20 protein-coding genes are annotated in these 22,422 nt (G+C 38.3%); 1 reads left to right on the forward strand and 19 read right to left on the reverse strand.

Going from position 1 to position 22,422, the window contains the following annotated elements:
- Positions 1-11: 11 nt before the first annotated feature.
- The 14 genes from opp2A to IGL56_RS11930 all read right to left on the reverse strand — a co-directional run bounded on the left by opp2A (position 12) and on the right by IGL56_RS11930 (position 16,483).
- The gene (gene opp2A, locus IGL56_RS11865) at positions 12-1,790 is read right to left on the reverse strand and encodes an oligopeptide ABC transporter substrate-binding protein Opp2A (RefSeq protein ID WP_002354945.1); all 1,779 of its coding nucleotides are present in this window, start codon (positions 1,788-1,790) and stop codon (positions 12-14) included.
- 28 nt (positions 1,791-1,818) lie between these two features.
- Positions 1,819-2,742, reverse strand: coding sequence for an oligopeptide ABC transporter permease Opp2C (gene opp2C / locus IGL56_RS11870; RefSeq protein ID WP_002365358.1), 924 nt, complete (start codon positions 2,740-2,742; stop codon positions 1,819-1,821).
- Between the two features lie 27 nt (positions 2,743-2,769).
- Positions 2,770-3,732, reverse strand: a complete 963-nt coding sequence (opp2B, locus tag IGL56_RS11875) for an oligopeptide ABC transporter permease Opp2B (RefSeq protein WP_002354943.1) — start codon at positions 3,730-3,732, stop codon at positions 2,770-2,772.
- Positions 3,732-4,676, reverse strand: coding sequence for an oligopeptide ABC transporter ATP-binding protein Opp2F (gene opp2F, locus IGL56_RS11880; protein WP_002354942.1), 945 nt, complete (start codon positions 4,674-4,676; stop codon positions 3,732-3,734). The genes opp2B and opp2F overlap by 1 nt, the downstream gene beginning before the upstream one ends.
- On the reverse strand, positions 4,676-5,716 hold the full coding sequence (gene opp2D / locus IGL56_RS11885; RefSeq protein WP_002365359.1) for an oligopeptide ABC transporter ATP-binding protein Opp2D: 1,041 nt from the start codon (positions 5,714-5,716) through the stop codon (positions 4,676-4,678). Before opp2D ends, opp2F begins: the two co-directional genes overlap by 1 nt.
- A 263-nt stretch (positions 5,717-5,979) precedes the next feature.
- The gene (acpP, locus tag IGL56_RS11890) at positions 5,980-6,219 is read right to left on the reverse strand and encodes an acyl carrier protein (RefSeq protein WP_002354939.1); all 240 of its coding nucleotides are present in this window, start codon (positions 6,217-6,219) and stop codon (positions 5,980-5,982) included.
- A 136-nt stretch (positions 6,220-6,355) separates the two neighbouring features.
- On the reverse strand, positions 6,356-7,357 hold the full coding sequence (gene plsX / locus IGL56_RS11895; RefSeq protein WP_002354938.1) for a phosphate acyltransferase PlsX: 1,002 nt from the start codon (positions 7,355-7,357) through the stop codon (positions 6,356-6,358).
- Positions 7,358-7,459: 102 nt separating this feature from the next.
- Positions 7,460-9,496 (reverse strand): ATP-dependent DNA helicase RecG, encoded by a 2,037-nt coding sequence (gene recG / locus IGL56_RS11900; protein ID WP_002354937.1) that lies wholly within the window; start codon positions 9,494-9,496, stop codon positions 7,460-7,462.
- Positions 9,497-9,747: 251 nt separating this feature from the next.
- Complete coding sequence (locus IGL56_RS11905) at positions 9,748-11,424, reverse strand: DAK2 domain-containing protein (protein ID WP_002354936.1); 1,677 nt, start codon at positions 11,422-11,424, stop codon at positions 9,748-9,750.
- 82 nt (positions 11,425-11,506) lie between these two features.
- Positions 11,507-11,869, reverse strand: coding sequence for an Asp23/Gls24 family envelope stress response protein (locus tag IGL56_RS11910; RefSeq protein ID WP_002354933.1), 363 nt, complete (start codon positions 11,867-11,869; stop codon positions 11,507-11,509).
- 211 nt (positions 11,870-12,080) lie between these two features.
- Positions 12,081-12,800: a LytR/AlgR family response regulator transcription factor gene (locus IGL56_RS11915; protein WP_002413786.1), complete on the reverse strand. Its 720-nt coding sequence runs from the start codon at positions 12,798-12,800 to the stop codon at positions 12,081-12,083.
- Between the two features lies 1 nt (position 12,801).
- Positions 12,802-14,130 carry a sensor histidine kinase gene (locus IGL56_RS11920; protein WP_002392685.1) on the reverse strand — a complete coding sequence of 443 codons (1,329 nt, stop codon included), beginning with the start codon at positions 14,128-14,130 and terminating at the stop codon, positions 12,802-12,804.
- Between the two features lie 228 nt (positions 14,131-14,358).
- Positions 14,359-15,591, reverse strand: a complete 1,233-nt coding sequence (locus tag IGL56_RS11925; protein WP_086328933.1) for an ABC transporter permease — start codon at positions 15,589-15,591, stop codon at positions 14,359-14,361.
- A 1-nt stretch (position 15,592) separates the two neighbouring features.
- A complete protein-coding gene (locus tag IGL56_RS11930; protein ID WP_002354929.1) occupies positions 15,593-16,483 on the reverse strand; it encodes an ABC transporter ATP-binding protein in 891 nt (296 codons plus the stop codon).
- A 284-nt stretch (positions 16,484-16,767) separates the two neighbouring features.
- Between IGL56_RS11930 and rpmB the strand changes: the two genes are divergently transcribed.
- Positions 16,768-16,956 carry a 50S ribosomal protein L28 gene (rpmB, locus tag IGL56_RS11935; RefSeq protein WP_002354928.1) on the forward strand — a complete coding sequence of 63 codons (189 nt, stop codon included), beginning with the start codon at positions 16,768-16,770 and terminating at the stop codon, positions 16,954-16,956.
- A 103-nt stretch (positions 16,957-17,059) separates the two neighbouring features.
- Here rpmB and IGL56_RS11940 read toward each other — a convergent pair whose 3' ends face one another.
- From IGL56_RS11940 to IGL56_RS11960, 5 genes are all read right to left on the reverse strand, one after another.
- Positions 17,060-17,704: a thiamine diphosphokinase gene (locus tag IGL56_RS11940; RefSeq protein ID WP_002354926.1), complete on the reverse strand. Its 645-nt coding sequence runs from the start codon at positions 17,702-17,704 to the stop codon at positions 17,060-17,062.
- Positions 17,701-18,354, reverse strand: a complete 654-nt coding sequence (gene rpe / locus IGL56_RS11945; protein ID WP_002354925.1) for a ribulose-phosphate 3-epimerase — start codon at positions 18,352-18,354, stop codon at positions 17,701-17,703. Before rpe ends, IGL56_RS11940 begins: the two co-directional genes overlap by 4 nt.
- Before the next feature lie 23 nt (positions 18,355-18,377).
- A complete protein-coding gene (rsgA, locus tag IGL56_RS11950) occupies positions 18,378-19,271 on the reverse strand; it encodes a ribosome small subunit-dependent GTPase A (protein ID WP_002354924.1) in 894 nt (297 codons plus the stop codon).
- Between the two features lie 248 nt (positions 19,272-19,519).
- Positions 19,520-21,676 (reverse strand): serine/threonine protein kinase IreK, encoded by a 2,157-nt coding sequence (ireK, locus tag IGL56_RS11955; RefSeq protein ID WP_430599788.1) that lies wholly within the window; start codon positions 21,674-21,676, stop codon positions 19,520-19,522.
- The gene (locus IGL56_RS11960) at positions 21,673-22,422 is read right to left on the reverse strand and encodes a Stp1/IreP family PP2C-type Ser/Thr phosphatase (protein WP_002354922.1); all 750 of its coding nucleotides are present in this window, start codon (positions 22,420-22,422) and stop codon (positions 21,673-21,675) included. Before IGL56_RS11960 ends, ireK begins: the two co-directional genes overlap by 4 nt.

Below are 22,422 nucleotides of genomic sequence, written 5' to 3' on the forward strand. Positions count from 1 at the left end.
CGGAACGTTGTTTAACGTTTTTCCGCAGTGACACCCACTGTTGCCCATGGATTATCTTTCGTATCAACTGCCCAAGTAAAGTCAACTACACGGTCGTTGACAGGCAAGACTTCATTTCTGTAAAGCGTTGGGATTACAAACGCTTCATCAATGGCATACTCTTGCCAATCGTAGAAGGCTTTTTTACGTTTTTCTTCATCAAATGATGCTTTTGAATCAATCGCATCAAGTAATTTAGTATTTTCTTCTGACTCAAAACGTGTATAGTTAAAGGCTGAGTTTGGACCATATAAGCCGGTTGGTGAAGGATCTGAACCTGTGCCCCACGCGCCTTGATAGATATCTACTTCTGGGTCATCATTTTTCAATTTATCATAGAAGGCTTGGAAATCAATTAAGCGTCCTGTTGTATACGTTACGTTTAAGCCAATTTCTTTCCATTGTTGGACATAGTAATCAGCAAGTGGTTGTGCAGTTTCGCCGCCTGACATTGAAGCAAACTTGATTTCTAGTGGTTTGCCTTCTTTGTCTTCGCGAATGCCATCGCCGTCTACGTCTTTATAACCAGCATCGTCTAATAATTTTTTCGCTTTGTCTAAATCAAGCGTATAGCCTTTCGCTTCGCTATCATGCAAGCTCTTGAAGACTGGTGGGATTAACGTTGTTGCCCCTGTTCGTAAGCCGTTGTAGAATTTTTGGCCGACTGCATCATTGTCAATTGCATAGCCCATGGCTTGACGTAAGCTTTTATCTGCCATTTTAGCTTTTGGATTGTATTTCACTGTATTTGTTTCTTTGTCAAACGTGCCCATTTTAAAGCCAATATACGTGTAGGCTTGTTCGGGACGTCCTAAGATTTGATACCCTTCAGTATCTTTGTATGTTGGATACGTATCTGTTGGCATTGATAATGCAATATCGTATTGTTTCGCTTTCATCGCTTCTACAATGCTCGCAGAAGGAACAGATTTGAACACTAATTTATCTAATTTAGGTTTGCCACCGTAGTAATGCTCATTTGGTAGGTATTCAACAGATTCACCTGTCACAATATTACTCATGTAGTATGGTCCAATAGTCACAGGGTTTTTACGAACTGCATCGCTTGATTCCATGTCTTTAACAGCAATTCCTTCAAAGGCATGTTTTGGTAAAACTGAACCCCAAACACCGCCACCTAATTGTTGCATTCCTGGGTGAACTTCTTTATAAGTGATTTTAACTTCTTTATCATTGACTTTTTCTATGCCAGAAATGGTTGGCGATTTACCATCATGGTAGTCTTCCATGCCAACAATATTCGTAAAGTTATCATCATAACGAATCCCTGTATAGTCTTTATGACCAATGACTTCATAAGAGAAAATCACGTCATCTGCCGTCACATCTTTACCGTCAGACCATTTCAAATTGTCACGTAATTTTATGGTTGCTGTATTGGCATCTTCATCTAATTTCAGATCCGCAGGACCCCCATCGACAATCTTAAAGTCTGCATCATTGTTAAATAATGGCTGTACTGTTGGAAGCATGTATTGTGCATCATAGTTGTCTTGATAAAATTCTTGCTGGAAAAGTCCTTGGAATTGTGTATCCATAACTACAGCGACATCTAATGTCCCGCCATCAATTGCTTTTTTATCATTTTTAACAGCGATTGGCATTTTTGAAATGTCTTCTGTTTCCGTTGCTTTATTGCCCCCGCCTTTATTGCCGCCACCACATGCAGCTAACCCGAATACTAACACAGAAGCTAACGTGATTGCACCTAAAATCCGTTTCTTGTTCATCTCTTTTCCTCCCTCATTTTTTGGCTAATTAGCCTAATCGTTGTCGTGCATCTGCTGAGCGCTTAAATGCTTGTCCAACATAGTTTATACTTAACATCAAGACTAAAATTAGAATTGATGCAGGTAACCAAACCCATTGTTTATTGACTAATACATCCCCACTGCTGGCGTAGCCAATTAAGGTTCCTAAACTTGGGACACTTTGTGGTAACCCGAAGCCTAAGAAAGTTAACGTTGTTTCGATCCCGATATTGGCCGCGAAATTAATCGTTAAGTTCGTAATAATTAATGAACTTAAATTCGGCATAATTTCTCGAAACATAATTTTAAAATCGCTTGTTCCCATTGTCTTAGAGGCACTAACGTAATCTCGGCGCCCTTCAGATAACGTTTTACTGCGGAACAACCGCGCTTTTCCAACCCAATAAAACGCACACATAATCCAAATAAAGGACCAGATACTATATTTAGGAATCACGGAAACGAACACAATAATAATTAACATAATTGGCAAAATCATAATAAAATCCACGATACGCATCAAAATATTATCAATCATGCCTCCATAATAACCGGAAATAATCCCTAAACCGACCCCGATAATAGACGTAATAATCGTAATGGCAAAACCGATTAAAATCGAGTTCCTAGCCCCGATAATCAATTGTCCTAAAACATCACGACCCCCTTCATCGGCACCTAAAATGAACTTGGTGCCATTCATTGTAACGGTACCTGGTTCCGCATATTTATCTAAAATACTTACATGCATAACGGCACTTTGGTCTAACACTAACGAACCGATAAAAACGGCTAATAAGATAATGACCAAAAGGATTAAAGAAAACATCGCCATTTTTTCTTTGACGAATTCTCGCGCAATCATCCGAAAGCCCATTGGTGGAATACTTTCTTGTAAGACTTCTTCTCTTTTTTCTTCTGTCAATTCCATTTTTATCACCCTTTCTTCGTGTTTTTTCTACTGAATTCGAATTCTTGGATCAACAATACTCATTACAATATCAGAAATTAAGGTTCCGATAAGGGTTGCCAATCCCAAAATCAACACGAGAGCGGTAATAACGGAATAGTCACGTTGAATGATACTATCAATAAATAATTTTCCAATTCCTGGGAAAGCAAAAATCTTTTCAATAACGACTGATCCGGCAATCAAAGCAGTAATTTCATAACCTAATTGAGAGGCAATTGGTAATGCTGCATTTCTAAAAATGTGTCGATTAAAAATTTTATTCGTTGGCACTCCTTTTGAACGAGCAGTACGAACAAAGTCCATGTTTTTAACATCAATCACTTCACTGCGCAAATATTGAATAGTGACCGCTGTCCCTAGCAACGCTTGAGTGACCCCTGGTAAAATTAAATGCTTCAGTTTATCTAAATAATACGGCCATGTTCCCTCAGCCAAACCAACAGTCACGGTTCCACTCGTTGGGAACCAGTCTAAGCGATACCCAAAAATAAAGAGCATAATCAAGGCAAAGATGAATAATGGCACGGCAAAACTGAAGAAGTTATAGATAACCACCATTTTGTCAAACCATGAATTTTGGTAACGGCCAGCAATTAAACCGAAAGGAATGGCGATTAAATACGTGATTATGACTGATACAGCGGCCAATGCAATCGTATTCCCCACCCGACCAGCAATGAGCGTGGACACAGGTAATTTAAAGATAAAACTATGCCCAAAATCTCCATGTAAGGCATTGCCAATCCAACGGAAATATTGTTCGTACCAAGGATCATTTAACCCGGCAGCTTCACGCATGGCTTCAATCACTTTCGGGTCTTGGTTCGGATTAATCAATCCTGTAAACGGATCACCTGGCATCATTTTAGCCAACAGGAAAATCAAGACACTTAAAATAATCACTTGCGGAATCATCAATAACAAACGGCGTAAAATTGTTTTCCACATTATTCAGCACCTCCATTTTTTAACGCTACTTGGTGGGTTGGACTAATCGCATGTAAGTTATAAACCCGCCCATTTTCATCATAATAGTCTTTATGATTTTCCCGATACTCTTGCTCAACTCTTCTTCGTTCTTCTTTGTGAGCTTCTCGGTTCGCTACGTCAATTTTAGGAATTGCTGAAAGTAAGCGTTTGGTATAAATGTGTTGTGGATTAGTGTAAATATCTTGGCGTGTACCGATTTCTACAAAACGGCCTTTGTACATAATGGCAATGTTGTCACACATATGTTTAACTACGCCCAAATCATGGGAAATAAATAAGTAACTTAACCCATATTCCTGTTGAATGTTCTTCATAAAATTCAATACCTGTGCTTGCACAGATAAGTCCAGTGCTGAAACAGGTTCATCTGCAATAATTAATTTGGGGCTGGTAGCCACCGCTCGGGCGACGCCTAAACGTTGGCGTTGTCCACCAGAAAATTCATGAGGATATTTGTACAACGCATCTTCTGGCATCCCCACAATATCCAACAAACTTTTGACTTTTTTCTTTTCTTCTTGGTCACTTAACCGTTCAAAATTTCGAATTGGTTCGGCGATAATATCTAGTACTCGTTTTTTAGGGTTTAAACTTGACATCGAATCTTGGAAAATCATTTGGACATCTTTGTTGTATCCGATCGCTTTTCGACTTCGCGGCTTGGTTACATCTTGTCCTTGATAAATAATTTCACCATTTGTAATTTTTTCTAAACCAATAATTGCTTTTCCTGTCGTTGATTTTCCAGAACCCGATTCACCAACTAACCCATACGTTTTACCTTGTTCAATCATGAAATCCACACCATCAACCGCCAAAACATGATCAGTGATTCGATTGAAGAAGCCGCTGCGAATTGGATAATGAACTTTTAAATCTTTAATTTGAATAATTTCTGTCATTACGCTTCCCCTTCCCCGTCTCTAAAATGAAAATGTTTATAACATGTACAACGAACAAAATGATTCGGTGCAACTTCATGTAATGTTGGATTTTCTTCATGTTCCGATGCATCAATCCAAGGAATTCGTGGGGCAAACCGACAACCTTTTCTAGGTAATTTGGTTAACGAAGGAACAATCCCTTCAATCACATGAAGTTCTTCTTCATCGGAATTCTCTTGGGGAATGGACTGAAGTAAGGAACGTGTATATGGATGTTTTGGATGACTAAACAATTCTTCAGCAGTGGCTACTTCTACAAACTGACCCGCATACATAACCGCTACACGATCAGCCATTTCCGCAACTACACCTAAGTCATGGGTAATTAAAATAATGCCACTCCCTGTTTCTTCTTGTAAATCTTTTAACAAATCGAGAATTTGTGCCTGAATGGTAACGTCTAAGGCCGTTGTGGGTTCATCTGCAATTAAAATCGGTGGTTTACACGCGATTGCAATGGCGATAATCACCCGTTGACGCATGCCGCCAGACAATTCATGAGGATACTGTTTCCCGACACGCTCTGGGTTGGGAATCCCCACTTGATCTAACAGTTCAATGGCCCGTGCTTGTTTTTGTTGTGCGGTCATTTTGGTATGATACGTGAGACTTTCTTTAATTTGGTCTTCAATTCGCATAAGCGGATTCAGTGCAGACAACGGATCTTGGAAAATCATCCCAATATCGTTTCCTCTGACTTTGTTGTACAATGTTTCATTAAACGTAGTTAAGTTTAAATTGTTGTATAAAATTTCCCCAGTAATTTTGGTATGATTGGGATCATGTAAGCCCATAATCGTTGTTGCTAAGGTACTTTTTCCACAACCAGATTCTCCGACGATTGCCAGAATCTCATTTTTCTTCAATTCAAATGAAACATCATCGACGGCATTATAATAATCATCTTTGATTCTAAATGCTGTTTCTAATCCTGAAACCTCTAGTAATTGTTCATTTCCTTGCATCCATACGCACCCCTTACGTCCTTTCAAAAACATTATATAAATTAACTAATATTTAATGATAGCACTTTCTAATTTTTATCAATGTTAATTTACAGCTCATTGTTTTTTCATAATTTTATAGAATTATTCCATAAAAAGCAAGATAAAATAACTTTTTTCGCAGTTATTTTTTTACATGTATGATTTTTTTTACAAAAATATGTGTAAAAATAGCCTTATTGCTTAATAAAATAACCATTATGTACGCAAAAAAAGTCGATCAACACGAATGTCAATCGACTTTGTCTTATTATTTTTTATGAATTACTCACAATATAATCTACAGCGGCACCAACTGTTTCAATTTTTTCTGCATCTTCATCTGAAATCTCTGTTCCAAATTCATCTTCAAGTTCTAAAACAAACTCCATTACGCTAATTGAGTCAGCGTTCAAATCATCTTTAATGTTTAATTGATCTGTTACTTGATCCGCTTCAATATCAAAGTGGTTTGAGATAATCTTCGCTACTTTTTGAAGTACTTCTTCACGAGTCAACTGTATTCACCTCCACTGCTTTTGAAAAAAGGTTCTTTCTTTTACTAAAACGCTAAGATACATTGTACTCACAATTTGGGTATTTGTCCATCTTTTTTTCATTTGAGTAACAAACTGATGTCAAGACAATTGCAAATTACTCTGCTTTGCCTTCATAATATTCCACTAATTGTGGGACAACTTGGGTTTCTAACATTGTATGAATTTGACGAATGGTGTAGCGGACGGCATCAGGACCCGTGGCCCCATGCGTTTTAATGACTGGCGCTTTTAAGCCAAATAAAACCGCCCCCCCATGTTTTGAGTAGTCCATTTCGTCTTTCATGCCACGCAACGCATTCTTTAATAATAAGGCGCCCATTTTTCCTTTGACACCTTCAGAAAGAATCGCTGTTTTCAGCAAACTCATCATGTTCATAGCTGTGCCTTCGATGGATTTTAAAACGGCATTTCCTGTGAAGCCATCTGTCACCACCACGTCAGCTACGCCATTTAATAATTCTCGTGCTTCAACGTTTCCGACAAAATTAATCGTTTCATCTGCTGCTAACAATTCGAAGGCTTTTTTCGTTAATTCACTGCCCTTTGTTTCCTCAGTTCCATTATTTAATAGACCGACACGAGGATTCTGAACGTTCCGAACTTTTTCAGCATAGAATGAACCTAAAACGGCATACTGAACCAAATGTTCTGGTTTATTGTCTGCATTGGCTCCTAAATCTAACATGTCAAACCCTTTGTCTGGTTCTCCCATGACAGGTAAAGTTGACATCAAACCGGGACGTTCCACATTTTTGATGCGGCCGACAATGAACAGACCCGCTGCTAATAGCGCTCCGGTGTTGCCTGCAGAAAAAATCGCATCGGCTTCCCCATTTTTAACTGCTTGCGCTGCTAAAACCATGGAAGCAGTTTTCTTACGACGGATTGCTTTAACTGGCTCATCGTCACTAGCAATTTTTTCATCGGTATGAATAATCGTAATGTTTTTTTCATCGGTGATGTATTTTTTTATTTCGGCTTCTTTTCCATATAATTGAAATTCAATGTCTGGGAAGTCTTGTTTGGCTAGCATAACCCCTTCAACAATTGCTTGTGGGGCGTTATCTCCACCCATTGCATCTACAGCAATTTTCATGAGTGATTCCCTCCTACTTTTTTGTTTCCTAACAAGTATAACATATTTTTTTCAAAGAAATACGCATTGGCTTTTACTTTCTGGCTTCAAAAATTACCTCTTCTAATCGAAAAATTGGGCCGCCTCATCTTGGGGTTTCACTCGATTGGCTAAGCCTTGATAAGCAGGATATTGCCACCATTCTTTCACTTGCCATAGGGAACTTGCTTCTTGGCGCGCAACTTCTAAAATGTTAAAGTCCGTCACGATATCTCCTACCGCAAATTGAGGCACCCCTGATTGCCGTGCACCGAACACTTCCCCAGGTCCGCGAAGTTCCAAATCACGCTCACTCAAGACAAAACCATTGGTGGTTTCTGTCATGATTTTCATACGCTCAACGCCCATTTCATTTTTCGGATTGGCCACTAAAATACAATAAGAAGCACTGGAGCCACGCCCCACACGTCCCCGTAACTGATGTAATTGTGCTAACCCAAACCGGTCCGCATCCATAATTAACATCACTGTGGCATTTGGTACATTCACGCCAACTTCAATAACGGTGGTAGAAACCAATAATTGCAGCTGATTGTCTTTGAACTCCTGCATAATGTCATCTTTTTCTTGATTTTTCATTTTACCGTGTAGCAATCCCACTTGATATCTTGGGGAATAAAAGCTTTGCATATGTTCAAAAATTTCTGTTGCGTTTTTCACATCTAAGGCTTCGGATTCTTCAATCAAGGGACAAATAATATAGGCCTGATGTCCTCGAGCTAGCTCTTTTTCCATCCATTCTAAAACAGTATCTAACTGCGGCGGCCGAATCCAACGTGTTTCGATTGGAATCCGTCCAGCTGGCATTTCATCAATGATTGATACATCCATTTCGCCATAGGCTGTAATGGCCAGCGTTCGAGGAATCGGAGTGGCCGTCATAAATAGAACATCTGGTTTTAAGCCTTTTTCTCTTAATATTTTTCTCTGATTCACACCAAAACGATGTTGCTCATCGGTGATTACCAAACCTAATTGATGGAAACTGACATCTTGTTGTATCAAAGCATGGGTCCCTACCACAATGTCAATCTCGCCATTGGCCAGTTCTTCGAGAATTAGACGACGTTCTTTCGTTTTGGTGGAACCTGTTAATAAGGCCGTTCGCACTTCTAATGGATCAAACAACTGCTGTAAGCTTTCCATGTGTTGTTGCGCTAAAATTTCAGTCGGAACCATTAACGCCCCTTGAAAGCCAGCGGTCATGGTGGCGTATAGCGCAATCGCAGCCACTACCGTTTTCCCACTCCCCACGTCACCTTGAAGCAATCGTTGCATATGCTTCGGACTTCGCAAGTCTCGACAAATTTCATTGGTCACTTTTTTTTGGGCGCCTGTCAATTCAAAAGGCAGTCCTTGGGTGAACGTTTTTAAGCGATCCACGTCATATTGAATAGCTAAACCATTTTTTTCCGCTTTTTCTTGTTTCTTCAATCCTTGCATTTTAAGTTGGAAAAGGAAAAACTCTTCAAAGACTACTCGTCGTTTAGCTTGATGGCTTTCTTCTGGATTACTGGGAAAATGCATCGCCCACATTGCTTCTTTTCTAGGCATCAAGCGGTACTTTTCTAATAAATCATTCGGTAAAATCTCTTCAACCAGTGAACCATACTCTTCAAAAGCAGTGCGGATTAACTGAACCAACGTGCTTTGGCGGACTTTTTTATTCACATGATAAATGGGGGCGAAATCTTCATTGTCTCCTTTAGAAGCTAAGATTTTCATGCCATTTAATGATTTTCTCTTGGCGTCCCATTTGCCATAAACAGCAATTTCTTCGGAAAGAACTACTTTGTCTTTTAAAAAAGGTTGATTGAAGAAGGAAACATTAATGACCGCATGTTCTTGCATCATTCGAAACGTTAACCGGCTCTTCTTATAACCGTACCGACTAACGACTGCTTCCGAAACCACTAGCCCTTTTAGCGTAACTTTTTCCTGATCCTGAATCTCGCTTAAATCCTTTTCTTGGATATCATCGTAGCGGAAGGGATAATACGTCAATAAGTCTTCAATTGTAGCAATCCCCAGTTCTTGTAAATTTTCAGCACGTTTTGGGCCAACACCGGGCAATACGCTGACTAAATCTGTGATGTCCATAAAATCCCCTCCTCATTAATATACGCAAAAAAATGGATCATTCATTAAATCGAGGTCGGGACAGAAGTGTTTAACTCCGAGAAATAAGAAGGAATTTCCGAAAATTGTTCTATAATTTTTGGAGAATTTCGGCTTATTTCCGAAGGAGTTGCTTCTGTTCCCGCCGTTTATCAATTTTTAAGCCTGGAACAAAAATCCAAAGTGATTTTTGTTCCAGGCTTTATTCGTTTTTATTTTTTCATCACGAAAACCTATTCTGCTGAGAATAAGTATGGATACACAGGTTGTCCACCTTCATGAAGTTCTGTTTCTAGTTCATCGTTTTCAGAAACTAAAATAGCGATTAGCTTTTCAGCTTCTTCAACCGAACCATCTTCGCCGACAATAATTGTCACGATTTCAGTGTCTTCATCAATCATGCGGTTCAACGTGTCTAATGATGCATTAAAACGATCTGCTTCAGAAACGACGATTTTACCATCAATCATTCCTAAGAAGTCATCTTTTTTAATTTCAACGTCATCAATGGTTGTGTCACGAACAGCTGTGGTTACTTGACCACTCACAACGCTGTCTAACATTTCCGTCATACTTGCTTTGTTTTCTTCTAATGATTGTTGATCATTGAAAGCTAACATTGCTGTCATTCCTTGAGAAATGGTTTTAGATGGAACAACCGCTACTGGTACATCGGCAACTTCTGCTGCTTGATCAGCTGCCATAAAGATGTTTTTGTTATTTGGTAAGATAATGACTTGCTCTGCATTCACTTCTTTGACTGCTTTTAAAATATCTTCCGTACTTGGGTTCATTGTTTGGCCACCACTAATAATGTAGCTTGCACCTAAACTTCGGAATAATTCTTGAACGCCTTCACCGGCTGCAATAGCAATCACAGCAAACGGTACGCGAACTTTTTCAGTCAACGCTTCTTGCTGAGCATCGCGTTCAACTAACGTTTCATGTTGTAAACGCATATTGTCTACTTTTATTTTTACTAACGAACCAAATTTTTGGCCGTAGTTCATCACTTCACCTGGATGCTCAGTGTGCACGTGAACTTTGATAATTTCGTCATCGTTAACGACTAATAGAGAATCGCCTAGTTCATTTAAGTAGTTTCTGAATGTTTCATAATCAAAAGCGCTGTCCACGGTTGGGCCTTCGCCGATACGAACCATAATTTCTGTACAATAGCCAAATTTAATGTCTTCTGTCGCAACGTGACCACTAACACCACGGTGATGTTCAGCATTAACCATTTCGTCCATTTCGGCAGGACTTGGTTCATAGGTTTCAGTTGGTAAAAATTCACCACTAAGCGCTTCTAAAAATCCTTCATAGATAAATAGTAGTCCTTGACCCCCACTATCTACAACGCCGACTTCTTTTAGGACAGGTAATAAATCAGGTGTTTTCGCTAAGGCACGTTTAGCACCTGCTACAACAGCTGTCATAACTTCGATACAGTCATCTGTTTCTTTCGCTTTACGTTCACCAGAACGCGCCGCTTCACGAGAAACAGTTAAGATTGTTCCTTCAACGGGTTTCATCACTGCTTTATACGCTGTTTCTACACCATGTGTAAATGCAGCGGCCAAGTCTTTGGCATTTAATGTTGTAACCTCAGGAATTTGTTTTGAGAAGCCGCGGAATAATTGAGATAAAATAACCCCAGAATTTCCACGAGCACCCATTAATAACCCTTTGGATAACGCACCTGCTAATTCTCCTACTTTTTCAGAGCGAGAATCGGCCACAGCCTTTGCACCACTGGTCATTGATAAGTTCATATTTGTTCCTGTATCACCATCGGGTACAGGGAAAACGTTTAATGAGTTGACATATTCTGCATTTGTGTGCAGACGAGTCGCACCTGCCTGGACCATTTCCTGGAACTGACCTGCGCTGATTTCTGTTACATTCACCTAAAAAATCCTCCTTCAGATTTACCGCTAACGGCAACACACGACTTCCTTGTGCAATTGCATCGTTGACAGTACACTACCTCTAATCCGGTAATACACGAACTCCTTGAACAAAAACGTTAACTGAATTCGCAGTGACACCTAATAATGTTTCAAGATTATATTTTACTTTTTCTTGGACGTTACGAGAAACTTCAGAAATTTTTGTACCATAACTAACAATCGTGTAGACATCCACTGCGATTCCGTTGTCTTCTTGACGAACAACGACACCACGTGAGTAATTCTCACGACGTAAAATATCGTTTAAGTTATCTTTAATTTGATTTTTGCTTGCCATTCCGACAATTCCGTAAATATCTGTCGCAGCTCCGCCAACTACTGTAGCGATCACATCATTGGTAATCTCAATGGTACCTGCGGGTGTTTGAATTTTTACAGCCATTGATGAAAGCCTCCTTATAAGAGCACATTCGCCCTATTTTCTTCCATAACATTTTATCATATCCAGCCTTTAATTAAAAGGAAGTTCGTCAGATATTATAGACCCTTCCTCATAATTACCAACATTTGTACAATTTACAACGTTTGTCGTGCATTGTCAATGCAGAAAAAGACAAGATTCGACTTGGTTCATTGAATCTTGTCTGCTGATTTTAGAGGTTTTTCATGGCTCTCACTGAGACTAAACATCTTTCTCCATTACTCATTTCGACAATCCGTTCGCTTTTTATAACTTTACTTATATGCTTGCGGTTGATTAAATATGATTTGTGACAACGATAAAAGTCATTAGACTGTTCTTCAATCTCCTTTAAGGAACCATAAAATTCAATTTCTCCGTTTTCAAGATGTAAAACGATTTTATGCGATACGGAAGAAGATTCAAAAAAAATGATTGTTGCCATATCTACAGACCGAATGGTATCGCCGTCCTTAAATTTAAATAATTTTTTTGTATCTCCACGTTCACTAGTTATACGTTCATGAGCCAATTGAATATTTTCACAGATTTTCTGCTGTAGATGTTCTTTGTTGTCTTTAATGATATAGTCCAGCGCTTCCACTTTATACGTAAACGTCAGATAGGACAGTTCCCCATGTGTTGTGACAAAAACGATTTTACCTAAATTATCGTAGTCTCTGATTTTAGCTGCTAAGGTTAATCCTGACATTTCATGTTGTAAATCAACATCTAGAAAATATAACCCAATTATTCTAGACTGACTTTTGACAAATTCAAGTACTTCTAACGGATTTCCTGTTGAAAAAACCAGTTCCATATCAAGACTTTCCATCATTATGTAATTTTTAACATAGGTTTCCAACATTTGTCGTTGTCGCCAATCATCTTCGCAAATAATAATAGAAATCACCTTATTCGCACCTCCTATTGTTTTCAATCGTCAATTTTTGAGTAAACCATCCATCACTGATGGAGGTAGCTAGTTGAACATTATTTAGGGATTGAAGCAATTCTTGAACATTACTCAATCCCATTCCTCTATCAGTGCCTTTTAATGAAAAACCGCGTTGCTTAAGTAGATGGAATTTTGGTAAATTTTTCCTACATGAATTTTGGATAATAATATGTACAGCAGAGGCATCTTTATATACAGCGATTACAAGCTTACCCTCACCTAAAAATTCGATTTCTTCTATAGAGTTATCTAAAAAAATACCTAGTATTCTAACCAAAGAAATTGAATCAATGGCTAATTCTTCAATTGGTTCAGTCACTTCTAACTGTACATCCATTCCTTTTTCTTGCGTTGAAATCAACTTAGACACAAGGAGACTTTTAACTTCTCTTACTCGAATGTTTCCAATCGCTTCTAACTTGAACCCATTTTGATCAATGCATTTTGATGCTTTCTTTATTTTACTGAAATAATAGTCATTAAGACTCTCGTAATCTCCACTTACAATAAAATCTTCTAATGAATTTAGGATATTTTTATAATCATGCCGAAACTTCCGAATCTCCTTGAATTGTTTCTCCATTGCCTCCATATATCTCTGATTTTCTAAATATTCTGTTTCCTTCTGTTGAATATCATATTTATTTTTGAGCGAACTAAGATACACAATAAAAGAAATTAATGAAACGACTAAATAGAGCGTGAGAAAGATGGAATTTACTACAATTATTTCCTTGTTATTCCCCAAATATTTTCCTAAAACCAGGCTGGTATAGTAGATAATCATTGTGCCGATTCCTATCAAATTAAAAAGCAGAAGACACTCATTGATAATAGAAAACTTTTTTTCTAGTTTTTTTATCCCCTTTATCATTAATATCGTCAGAATTACTGATAGTGCTAGCCGAAATGTACTATGTAAAAACATGGTTAAATTACTTGAAAAAATTAATTCTGCGCCAAATATTTTTTCCTTTATAAAGGATACAAACTGACCACTTATAGCTGAAATAATGACGATATAAGAATTTATACCTAAAACTTTAATAAGGCTTTTAGAGATAAAAAAATAACCTAAAATTATTATACTCAAATAAATCCAAGCAAATCCATACATTCCTATAGCAGAAATTATTTTGCCATTCAAAATTGCAATAACCATCAATCCGAAAATACTATGTAAAGTAATTTTTTTATTAAGCCTTACTACTTTTGACTTTAGATAATTAAAGAACACTTGAACCACTGCCGTGATATTACTTAGAATAAAAACAAACCTCGCCAAATTAAAACCTCCTTATATTTCAGTTAATAAAAAAAGTATATACTCTAATAAAAGACAATTCAAGCTTTCTTTACAAGTGAAACTGAGAAAAAGTAGATTTCGGTGCCCGACTATTACGCTATAAACAAAAATTGTACACTCGCTATACTGAGTGTACAATTTCAATTACTTTTTTATTTATCAAAATAAATGTTTTATACATGAGAGTTGCGACAAGACTTTTTATACTCATCTAACATAATATTTCCCAGATTTAAACGCTTTTTTGAAAACATTTATAAGTTTATCTCCACTATAAATAAACACGCCCCCTTGATAAACACTCTTCCCTAGAAACGCTAAAATCGCAGTAAAAACCAGATTAATTCCCATCGCTACAGCAAAAGCATTTAACGATGCATCCCCCAGCATATAACGTGCGTACATGACTATCGGTGATAGATACGGTATATAAGATGAAATGATAGTCGCTTGGTTACTTCCTAATCCAGCTGCAAGAATCATTACCATAAACATCGCAATAAATAAAGGAATAATCAAAATATACATCAACTGTTGAACTTCCTGAACAGAGGAAACAACAGAACCTAAAATAGCAGCCGTAACAGAATATAGCAAATAACCTAAAACGAAACATATGACAGCTAAGATGATTGCTTGACTATTTTTGCCTTCACTCAAAAAGTCAAATACTCCTGTACTATCTCCAAAAATTCCATAAGATGCATACGCAGCCCCAAAAATTGCTGCTGCTTGCGTTACCCCAACTAGCCCAATGCCAACAATTTTACCAATTAAATGCTGAACTGGTGTAATTGTTGTGAGTAAAATTTCCATAACTCTTGAACTCTTTTCCACCGCAATGTCTTGAGCAACCATTGTAGAAAAGAGCATAACTGCAATGTAGAGAATAAAGCCAACAATATAAACTAGTATTAATGTTTGAACCGAATTATCTTGATTTCCAGCTAAAGATTCTAAGGATAAACGTGTGCTTTCATTCAAAAACTGTTGTTGCGCCGCATCAATATTTAATTGATTTAATTTAATCGATTGATTTACAGTGGTTACAAGACTTTGTAATTGTTCAGACACATTATATTGGAGAGCTCCTTCGTAATAAATTTTTCCTTCGTATAGACCAGCGCTACTCTTTTCAATTTTCAAAATGGTTTTACTCGCTCTATCTTTCAGCTCTTTCTCAGCATCTGATAACTTTTGACCGCCGTCAACAAAGTTCAGATTGGTACCTTTACCAACTTCTTTCAGCATAGTAACAGTTTCTTGATTATTTGAAACAACAAGGATGGTTTCTTTGCTTGGTTCCTCTTTTTTTAGAATCCCTTCATAATTCATTCCCAAAAATATCCCTACCATCAAAACCAACAGTATAATAACAAACACTTTTGACACGACTTTTTGTTTGTATGTTTCTAAAGCAATCGTCACTATATTTTTCACTTTACTTACCCACTCTTTCTAGAAAAATATCATTTAACGAAATTGGCTCAATTCTGAATTGCTGAATATTTTCTGATTGAAAAATAAATTTTTGAATTTTCTTCGCAGTACATTCATCTTTTACATAAAAAGAAATAACATCATTTTCTTCTTTATACGATTCTATTTCAAAATCTTGTTTTAATATTTCTCTGTCAAAATCAGCCTGAACAATCACTTTTCTTTTATCCGTTTCATCTTTGATTTCTTTTAAATTTCCTTCTACAAGAACCTCACCCTTTTTCATCATACAAATGTTTTCACAGATTTCTTCTACGTTTGCCATTTGATGAGAGCTGAAAATGATCGTAGCACTATTTTCCTTCAAAAAAAGAATTGCTTCTTTTAGTTGATTCGCATTAATCGGGTCTAGCCCAGAGAATGGTTCATCCAAAATGACAAGCTTGGGTCCATGAATGATCGATGCAATAAATTGAATCTTTTGTTGATTCCCTTTTGACAATTCACTAATTTTTCGATCTACGTTCTTTTGTATCTTAAAAAAATCCATCCAAAAGAGGATACTTTTTTCAATTTCTTTCTTTTTCATTTTACGGAGCTTCCCAAAGAAAGTTAATTGTTGTCTCACCGTTCTTTTCGGATATAGTCCACGCTCTTCTGGAAGATAACCGACCTCTTTAGCATCAAAGCGATCAACTTTACGTCCCTGCCATGTTATTTCCCCTTCATCAGGAGAGTAGATGCCTAAAATATGGCGGAAAATAGTAGTTTTACCTGCACCGTTTGCGCCTAAGAAGCCGTAAATTTCGCCTTCTGGAATAGTCAAATTGATTCCTTTAATAATTTCCTGCTCATTCATTTTCTTTTTCAACTTTTTAATTTCTAAGCTCATATTTTCCTCCTTTTTCATTTATCTAAGTACTTTAATTATATTAATCAAACACGGAACACTACATTTTTTTCTTGAACTCTTAAATTTTCATCTTTATCGTCTTACGTTTGTGCATGGATTTATTAAGTATTTAAAATCAGACAATGAAAAACTATCACCTGACAAGCTACTTTTGTTGTTAGTCACTAAAAATCTTCTTGCAAATCAGTGCCTAATATGATAAATTAAGTTAGTATGAGCTGAATATTATCGCTCCAAGATCAAGGCAAAGGAGGAAACTTAAAATGGCAAAAGTATGTTACTTCACTGGTCGTAAGACTTCAAGTGGTAATAACCGTTCACATGCGATGAACTCAACAAAACGCACTGTGAAACCTAACTTACAAAAAGTTCGCGTATTAATCGATGGTAAACCTAAAAAAGTTTGGGTGTCAACTCGTGCTTTGAAATCTGGTAAAATCGAACGTGTTTAATAAACTTAAATAAGCAAAGCTGGACGTTCGTTGTTCGGCTTTTTTTATTGCAAAAAAAAAAGAAGTTGGACCTTCATCACTTTGATGAAGGCCCAACCTCTTTTTACTTATCTTTACTTTGAATAACCGCAATCATCCCTGCATCGAAGGAAAAAGCAGCGGCTTCTTCGATAAATTCATTACTTGCATACGATGTTGGGTAAGGAACATCTTGATTGGTTAATAAATATTTACTGCGTCGTAGCGTCAAGTTTTCTACAGGCGTCAAACAGCAGTAGGCCAGATATTCTTTATCTGGCTCTTTTGGTACGATATACGAACCAGGGGCGTAATACTGGATGCTATTTTGACGATCGCATAGACGGATTTGACGAAGTACGCCTTGAAATCGTGGTTCAAAGGGTAACCAAAGATTGGCTAACAGGTGGTCAATTCTGCCCCCTGTCGCACCGATAATCGTCATCTCTGCTTGTGGAAATCGTTGTAAAGCTTCTTGAAGCGCTAATTGTGTGTCTGTATCATCTTTTTCAGCAGGTGCTTGAATGAGTGTTTCGGCAGTTTCTTGGACAAAATGGTATTCTTCTCGTGATAATGAATCAAAATCGCCCACCGCTAATTGTAACGGTAAATCGGCCTCTAATAAATGGAGACAGCCGCGATCAATACCTACGAAATAATCATACGTAGCTGGTTCAAAGGTTGGCCAATCACTTGGATTACCGCCAGCTACCAGTAAGACACGACTCATTTGTCTAGCACTGCTCTCAGTGCATCGATTCGTTCTTGAGGATTTTCAGCATTATAAATGTAGGAGCCTGCAACAAACACTTCCGCACCGGCTTCTTTACAACGTGCGGCAGTTTCAGGAACAATCCCGCCATCGACTTCAATTTCATAGGTGTATCCTTTTGTTTCTTTCCATTCTTTTAATTGAGCAATTTTTTCTAGTGAGTTTTCAATAAATGATTGTCCGCCAAAACCTGGATTGACAGTCATTACCAAGACTTGGTCTGCTAAGTCTAATACATTTTCAATCATCGAAAGTGGTGTCCCAGGATTGATGGTTACGCCAGCTTTCACACCCGCATTTTTAATCATTTGTAAGGCACGATGAATATGGGGTGTTGCTTCTTGATGGACGGTAATAATATCCGCACCGGCTTCCGCAAAGGCATTGATATAGTTTTCAGGTTGTACAATCATCAAATGAACATCCAATGGTAGTTTTGTCACTGGACGAATCGCTGAAACGATATTCGGTCCTAAGGTAATGTTGGGCACAAATTGACCGTCCATAACATCAACATGAATATAATCTGCTCCTAATTCTTCTACTAAACGGATATCTCTTTCTAAATTGGCAAAATCGGCACTTAAAATGGATGGTGCTAGTTTCATTTGGCTCGCTCCCTTTATATTTGCTATGATTTTTTCTTATAAACAGGTCGTCGATTCTCGATTTCCATTAAAAACTGTAAATAATTTTCGTAACGACTCGTCGCAATGGTTCCCGCTTCCACTTGACGTTTCACTTCACAACCAGGTTCTTTGTGGTGCATACATTCACGAAACTTACAGCGAGAGGCCGCGGCAACAAATTCAGGAAATTGCTTTGGTAATTCCACTGCTTCCATCTCCAAGAAATCGATGGCACTAAATCCTGGTGTATCAGCAACCAAACCGTCGTATAACGGAATCAATTCCACGTGACGGGTCGTATGTTTGCCCCGTCCTAAAGATTGGGAAATTTCCGCAGTTGCTAGTTGTAATTCTGGTGAAATTTGATTCAACAATGTTGATTTTCCAGCGCCTGATTGTCCCATAAAAACAGTCAACCGTTCTGGGAAAAAGCGTTCTAATTCTTTGGTGGCTTCTACGTCTTCCGAAGCGATCACCGCATAACCTAACGCTTCATAAATCTGTTTAATTTCAGTGACTTCTTGACGTTGCGGCTCATCTAATAGATCAACTTTCGTTAAATAAATAACTGGTTCTATATCCTTATACTCTAAGCTGACTAAGAAACGATCCAACAAATTAAACGAAAAATTTGGCGAAACCATACTCATGACAACCACACCTAGATCCACATTTGCAACAGGCGGGCGCACTAATTCATTTCGTCTTGGTAAAATTTCCAACACATAACCATCTGTTAAATTATCGCTTTCAAAAAGTACTTCATCTCCCACGAGTGGCGTAATTTTTCGATTACGAAAATTCCCTCGCGCTCTTGTTTGATATGTTTCTCCATCTGCGTATACATAATAAAAACCGCTTAACGCTTTTCTGATTTGACCTTTCAGATAAACCACTCCTAACTACTTTCGAATATACAGGATAGTGGCAGAGAAATCAAGGGAGCCTCTCGATTCTATTAATTAAAAAGAGCCTAGGACATAAGTCGAAATGACTTACCTTCCTAGACTTAAACCTTAAGATAAACGGCGGGACAGGAGCAGCTTCTTCTTATTGCTGAGAAACACTATTTGAAAAGCAAATAGATGTTAAACAGTACCTACTTGGTTCTTGAAGCTAAACACTCCTGTCCCAACCTCTTGTCTTAATTACTCGTACTACTTTCACTAGTGGTGCTTTTTGAATCATTTGCTTTTGAATAATAAACTGTAACAGAGTCGCCTTTTTTGACTTTGCTGCCAGCGGATGGGCTAGTTCGTTCAACGACTTGGCCATCGCCAGAGCCAGATAATCCTTGTTCATTGATTTTAAGGCCAGCGTTATTGATGCTGTCTTCTGCAGCTTTTGGCGAATAACCTGAAATATCAGGAACAGTTACTGAGTCGCTGCCTTTGCTGACATGTAAAGTAATCGTGTCATTTTTCGGATCAACAGCGGTACCAGAAGCTGGTTCTTGACTAATCACGGTATCTTTTTCAACTTTGTCGCTTTCTTCGTCCACTCGTTTAATTTGAGATTCTGGAATACCTAAAGCAATTAAGCGACTTACCGCATTATCGTAAGAAATTCCGCTATAATCAGAAAGTGTCACTTTGTCGCTACCTTTACTTACATATAACGTCACTTGGCCATTTTTAGGTGTCACGGTGCCACCTGGTGCGGGGTCTTGCGTAATGACTAAACCTGGTTCTACCGTATCGCTTGCTTGGTCGACACGCGTAATTTGAGATTCAGAAATGCCTAACTGTGCCAGTGCATTTACTGCATTTGTGTAAGAATAACCGGCGTAACTAGGCAAAGTAACCGCTTCTGGTCCTTCACTGACCGTTAAAGTGACTTTGTCTTTTTTCGGATCAACTTTTTTACCTGCAGCTGGTTTTTGTTTAATAATGTTATCTGTAGACACAGAATCACTGTATTCTTTTTTCGTTGTAATTTGGTCTTCTGAAAACCCTAGTTTTTTCAAGGCTTCGACAGCAGATTCATACGATTCGTTTGTATAATCGGCCATCTCAATTTTTTCTGTTCCAGAGCTGATATATAAAGTAACAGATCGGCCTTTTTTCACAGATGATTTTGCTTCGGGGTCTGTTTTGACCACCTTGCCTTCTTCAATCTTATCATCGGGAATTTTTTTGGTTTCACTATCGACTTTCAGCCCGGCACTTTGTAGCGCTTGTGAAGCGTCCGCTTTCGTTTCATTTGTAACATCAGGAACTTCAACGTCTTTACCACCCGACATTGCAAAGGCTAAGCCACCTATTGCTAAAGCAATTAATGCCGCAATTGCTAAGCCAATCCACAATTTTTTGCGGTTTTTCTTCGGTGGTTGTTCAGCTAAAATGTCATCTGCGATATCTTCTGGGACTTCGACAGGCGTTGTCTCTTCCGGTTCAGCGATGTCTTCGGGAATCGGAGTTAATACTTTCGTTTCTCCTAATAAAGCCGTTGGTTTCCACGCAGGTTCGTTTAAACGACTGGCTGACAAGGACGTGTATAAGTCTTCTGCCATCTCATTCGCTGTTTTGTAGCGATCGCTTGGGTCTTTTGCGGTTGCATGACGAACCACATTTTCCAATGATTGAGGAATTCCTGGATCAAACATTTTGACAGAAGGAATTTCTTCTTGGAAATGTTTTAAGGCAATCGTTACGGCTGATTCACCATCAAAAGGTACATTCCCTGTTAGCATTTCATAGAGAATAATTCCCACAGCGTAAATATCTGATTGGTTGGTCGCCATGCTTCCGCGCGCTTGTTCTGGCGATAAGTAATGCACCGAACCTAACATTGTGTTCGTTTGCGTAATTGACGTTTCTGACAAGGCAATCGCAATCCCAAAGTCAGTAATTTTGACTGTGCCGTGTTCGTCAATCAGAATGTTTTGCGGTTTTAAATCCCGGTGAATAATTCTATGTTCATGTGCCATTGCGACAGCAGATAAAATTTGTTGCGTAATGTCCACAACTGTGGAATAAGGAATTGGGAAATGCGTTTGGATGTAACGTTTTAAGTCCATTCCTTTCACATATTCCATGACTAAATATTGTAGTCCATCTTCTTCGCCTACATCGTACACACTGACGATATTCGGGTGAACCAGCTCAGTTGCGGCTAGTGCTTCACGCTGAAAACGTCGGATGGCGGCTTGATCGTTTTGGAAGTCAAAGCGCAAGACTTTTACTGCAACGTCTCGGTCTAAAATTAAATCGTGTGCTAAATAAACGTTGGCCATGCCGCCGCTTCCGATGCTGCCAATAATGTGATATCGACCATTCAGCTTCTTGCCGATTTCTATCATTGGTTTTCCTCCTTCTGTTCGTCAAAGTGTATCACTAACACGGTAATGTTATCTAAACCACCCGCTTCATTTGCTTGGGCAACGAGTTGGCTTAATTTGGATTCTAAGGGATCTGACGTCTCTAAAATTTCTAAAATTTTTGTCTCAGGAACCATATTGGTTAAACCGTCCGAACATAACAGTAAATAGTCATTAGGCAGCCATTCATGATTGGTTACATCGACTTCGACAGTGCCAGGCATTCCCAAAGAACGTGTTAGGACATTTTTTCGTGGATGATTTGCAGCCATCTCACGAGTAATCTCCCCTGATTTTACTAGTTCATTCACTAAAGAATGATCTTCTGTTAATTGTAACATGTGTTGGTCACGAACTAAATAAGCACGACTGTCCCCCACATTTGCTAAGACAAATGAATCTGGTAAAAGGATGGCACCAACCACGGTTGTCCCCATTCCTAAATACTCTGGTTTCGATTGTCCGCGTTCATAAATTTTTTCATTTTCCTTTTGAATTGCTTGAATTAACCACTGTGCAGATTTTTCAGCTGAGTCGACAGACGCATTGGACCAACTCTCACCTAAATTATTGACTGCCATTTGGCTAGCGACATCACCTGCTTGGTGACCACCCATGCCATCTGCTAAAACAGCAAAGGTTATGTGTTGTTGGTTCTCAAAAACGTTGGCATAATCTTGGTTCGTATTTCTTTTGCGACCGACATCTGATTGAACGTTGATTTCCAA

This window comes from Enterococcus sp. DIV1316a, from assembly GCF_050536915.1.
Taxonomy (GTDB): domain Bacteria; phylum Bacillota; class Bacilli; order Lactobacillales; family Enterococcaceae; genus Enterococcus; species Enterococcus faecalis.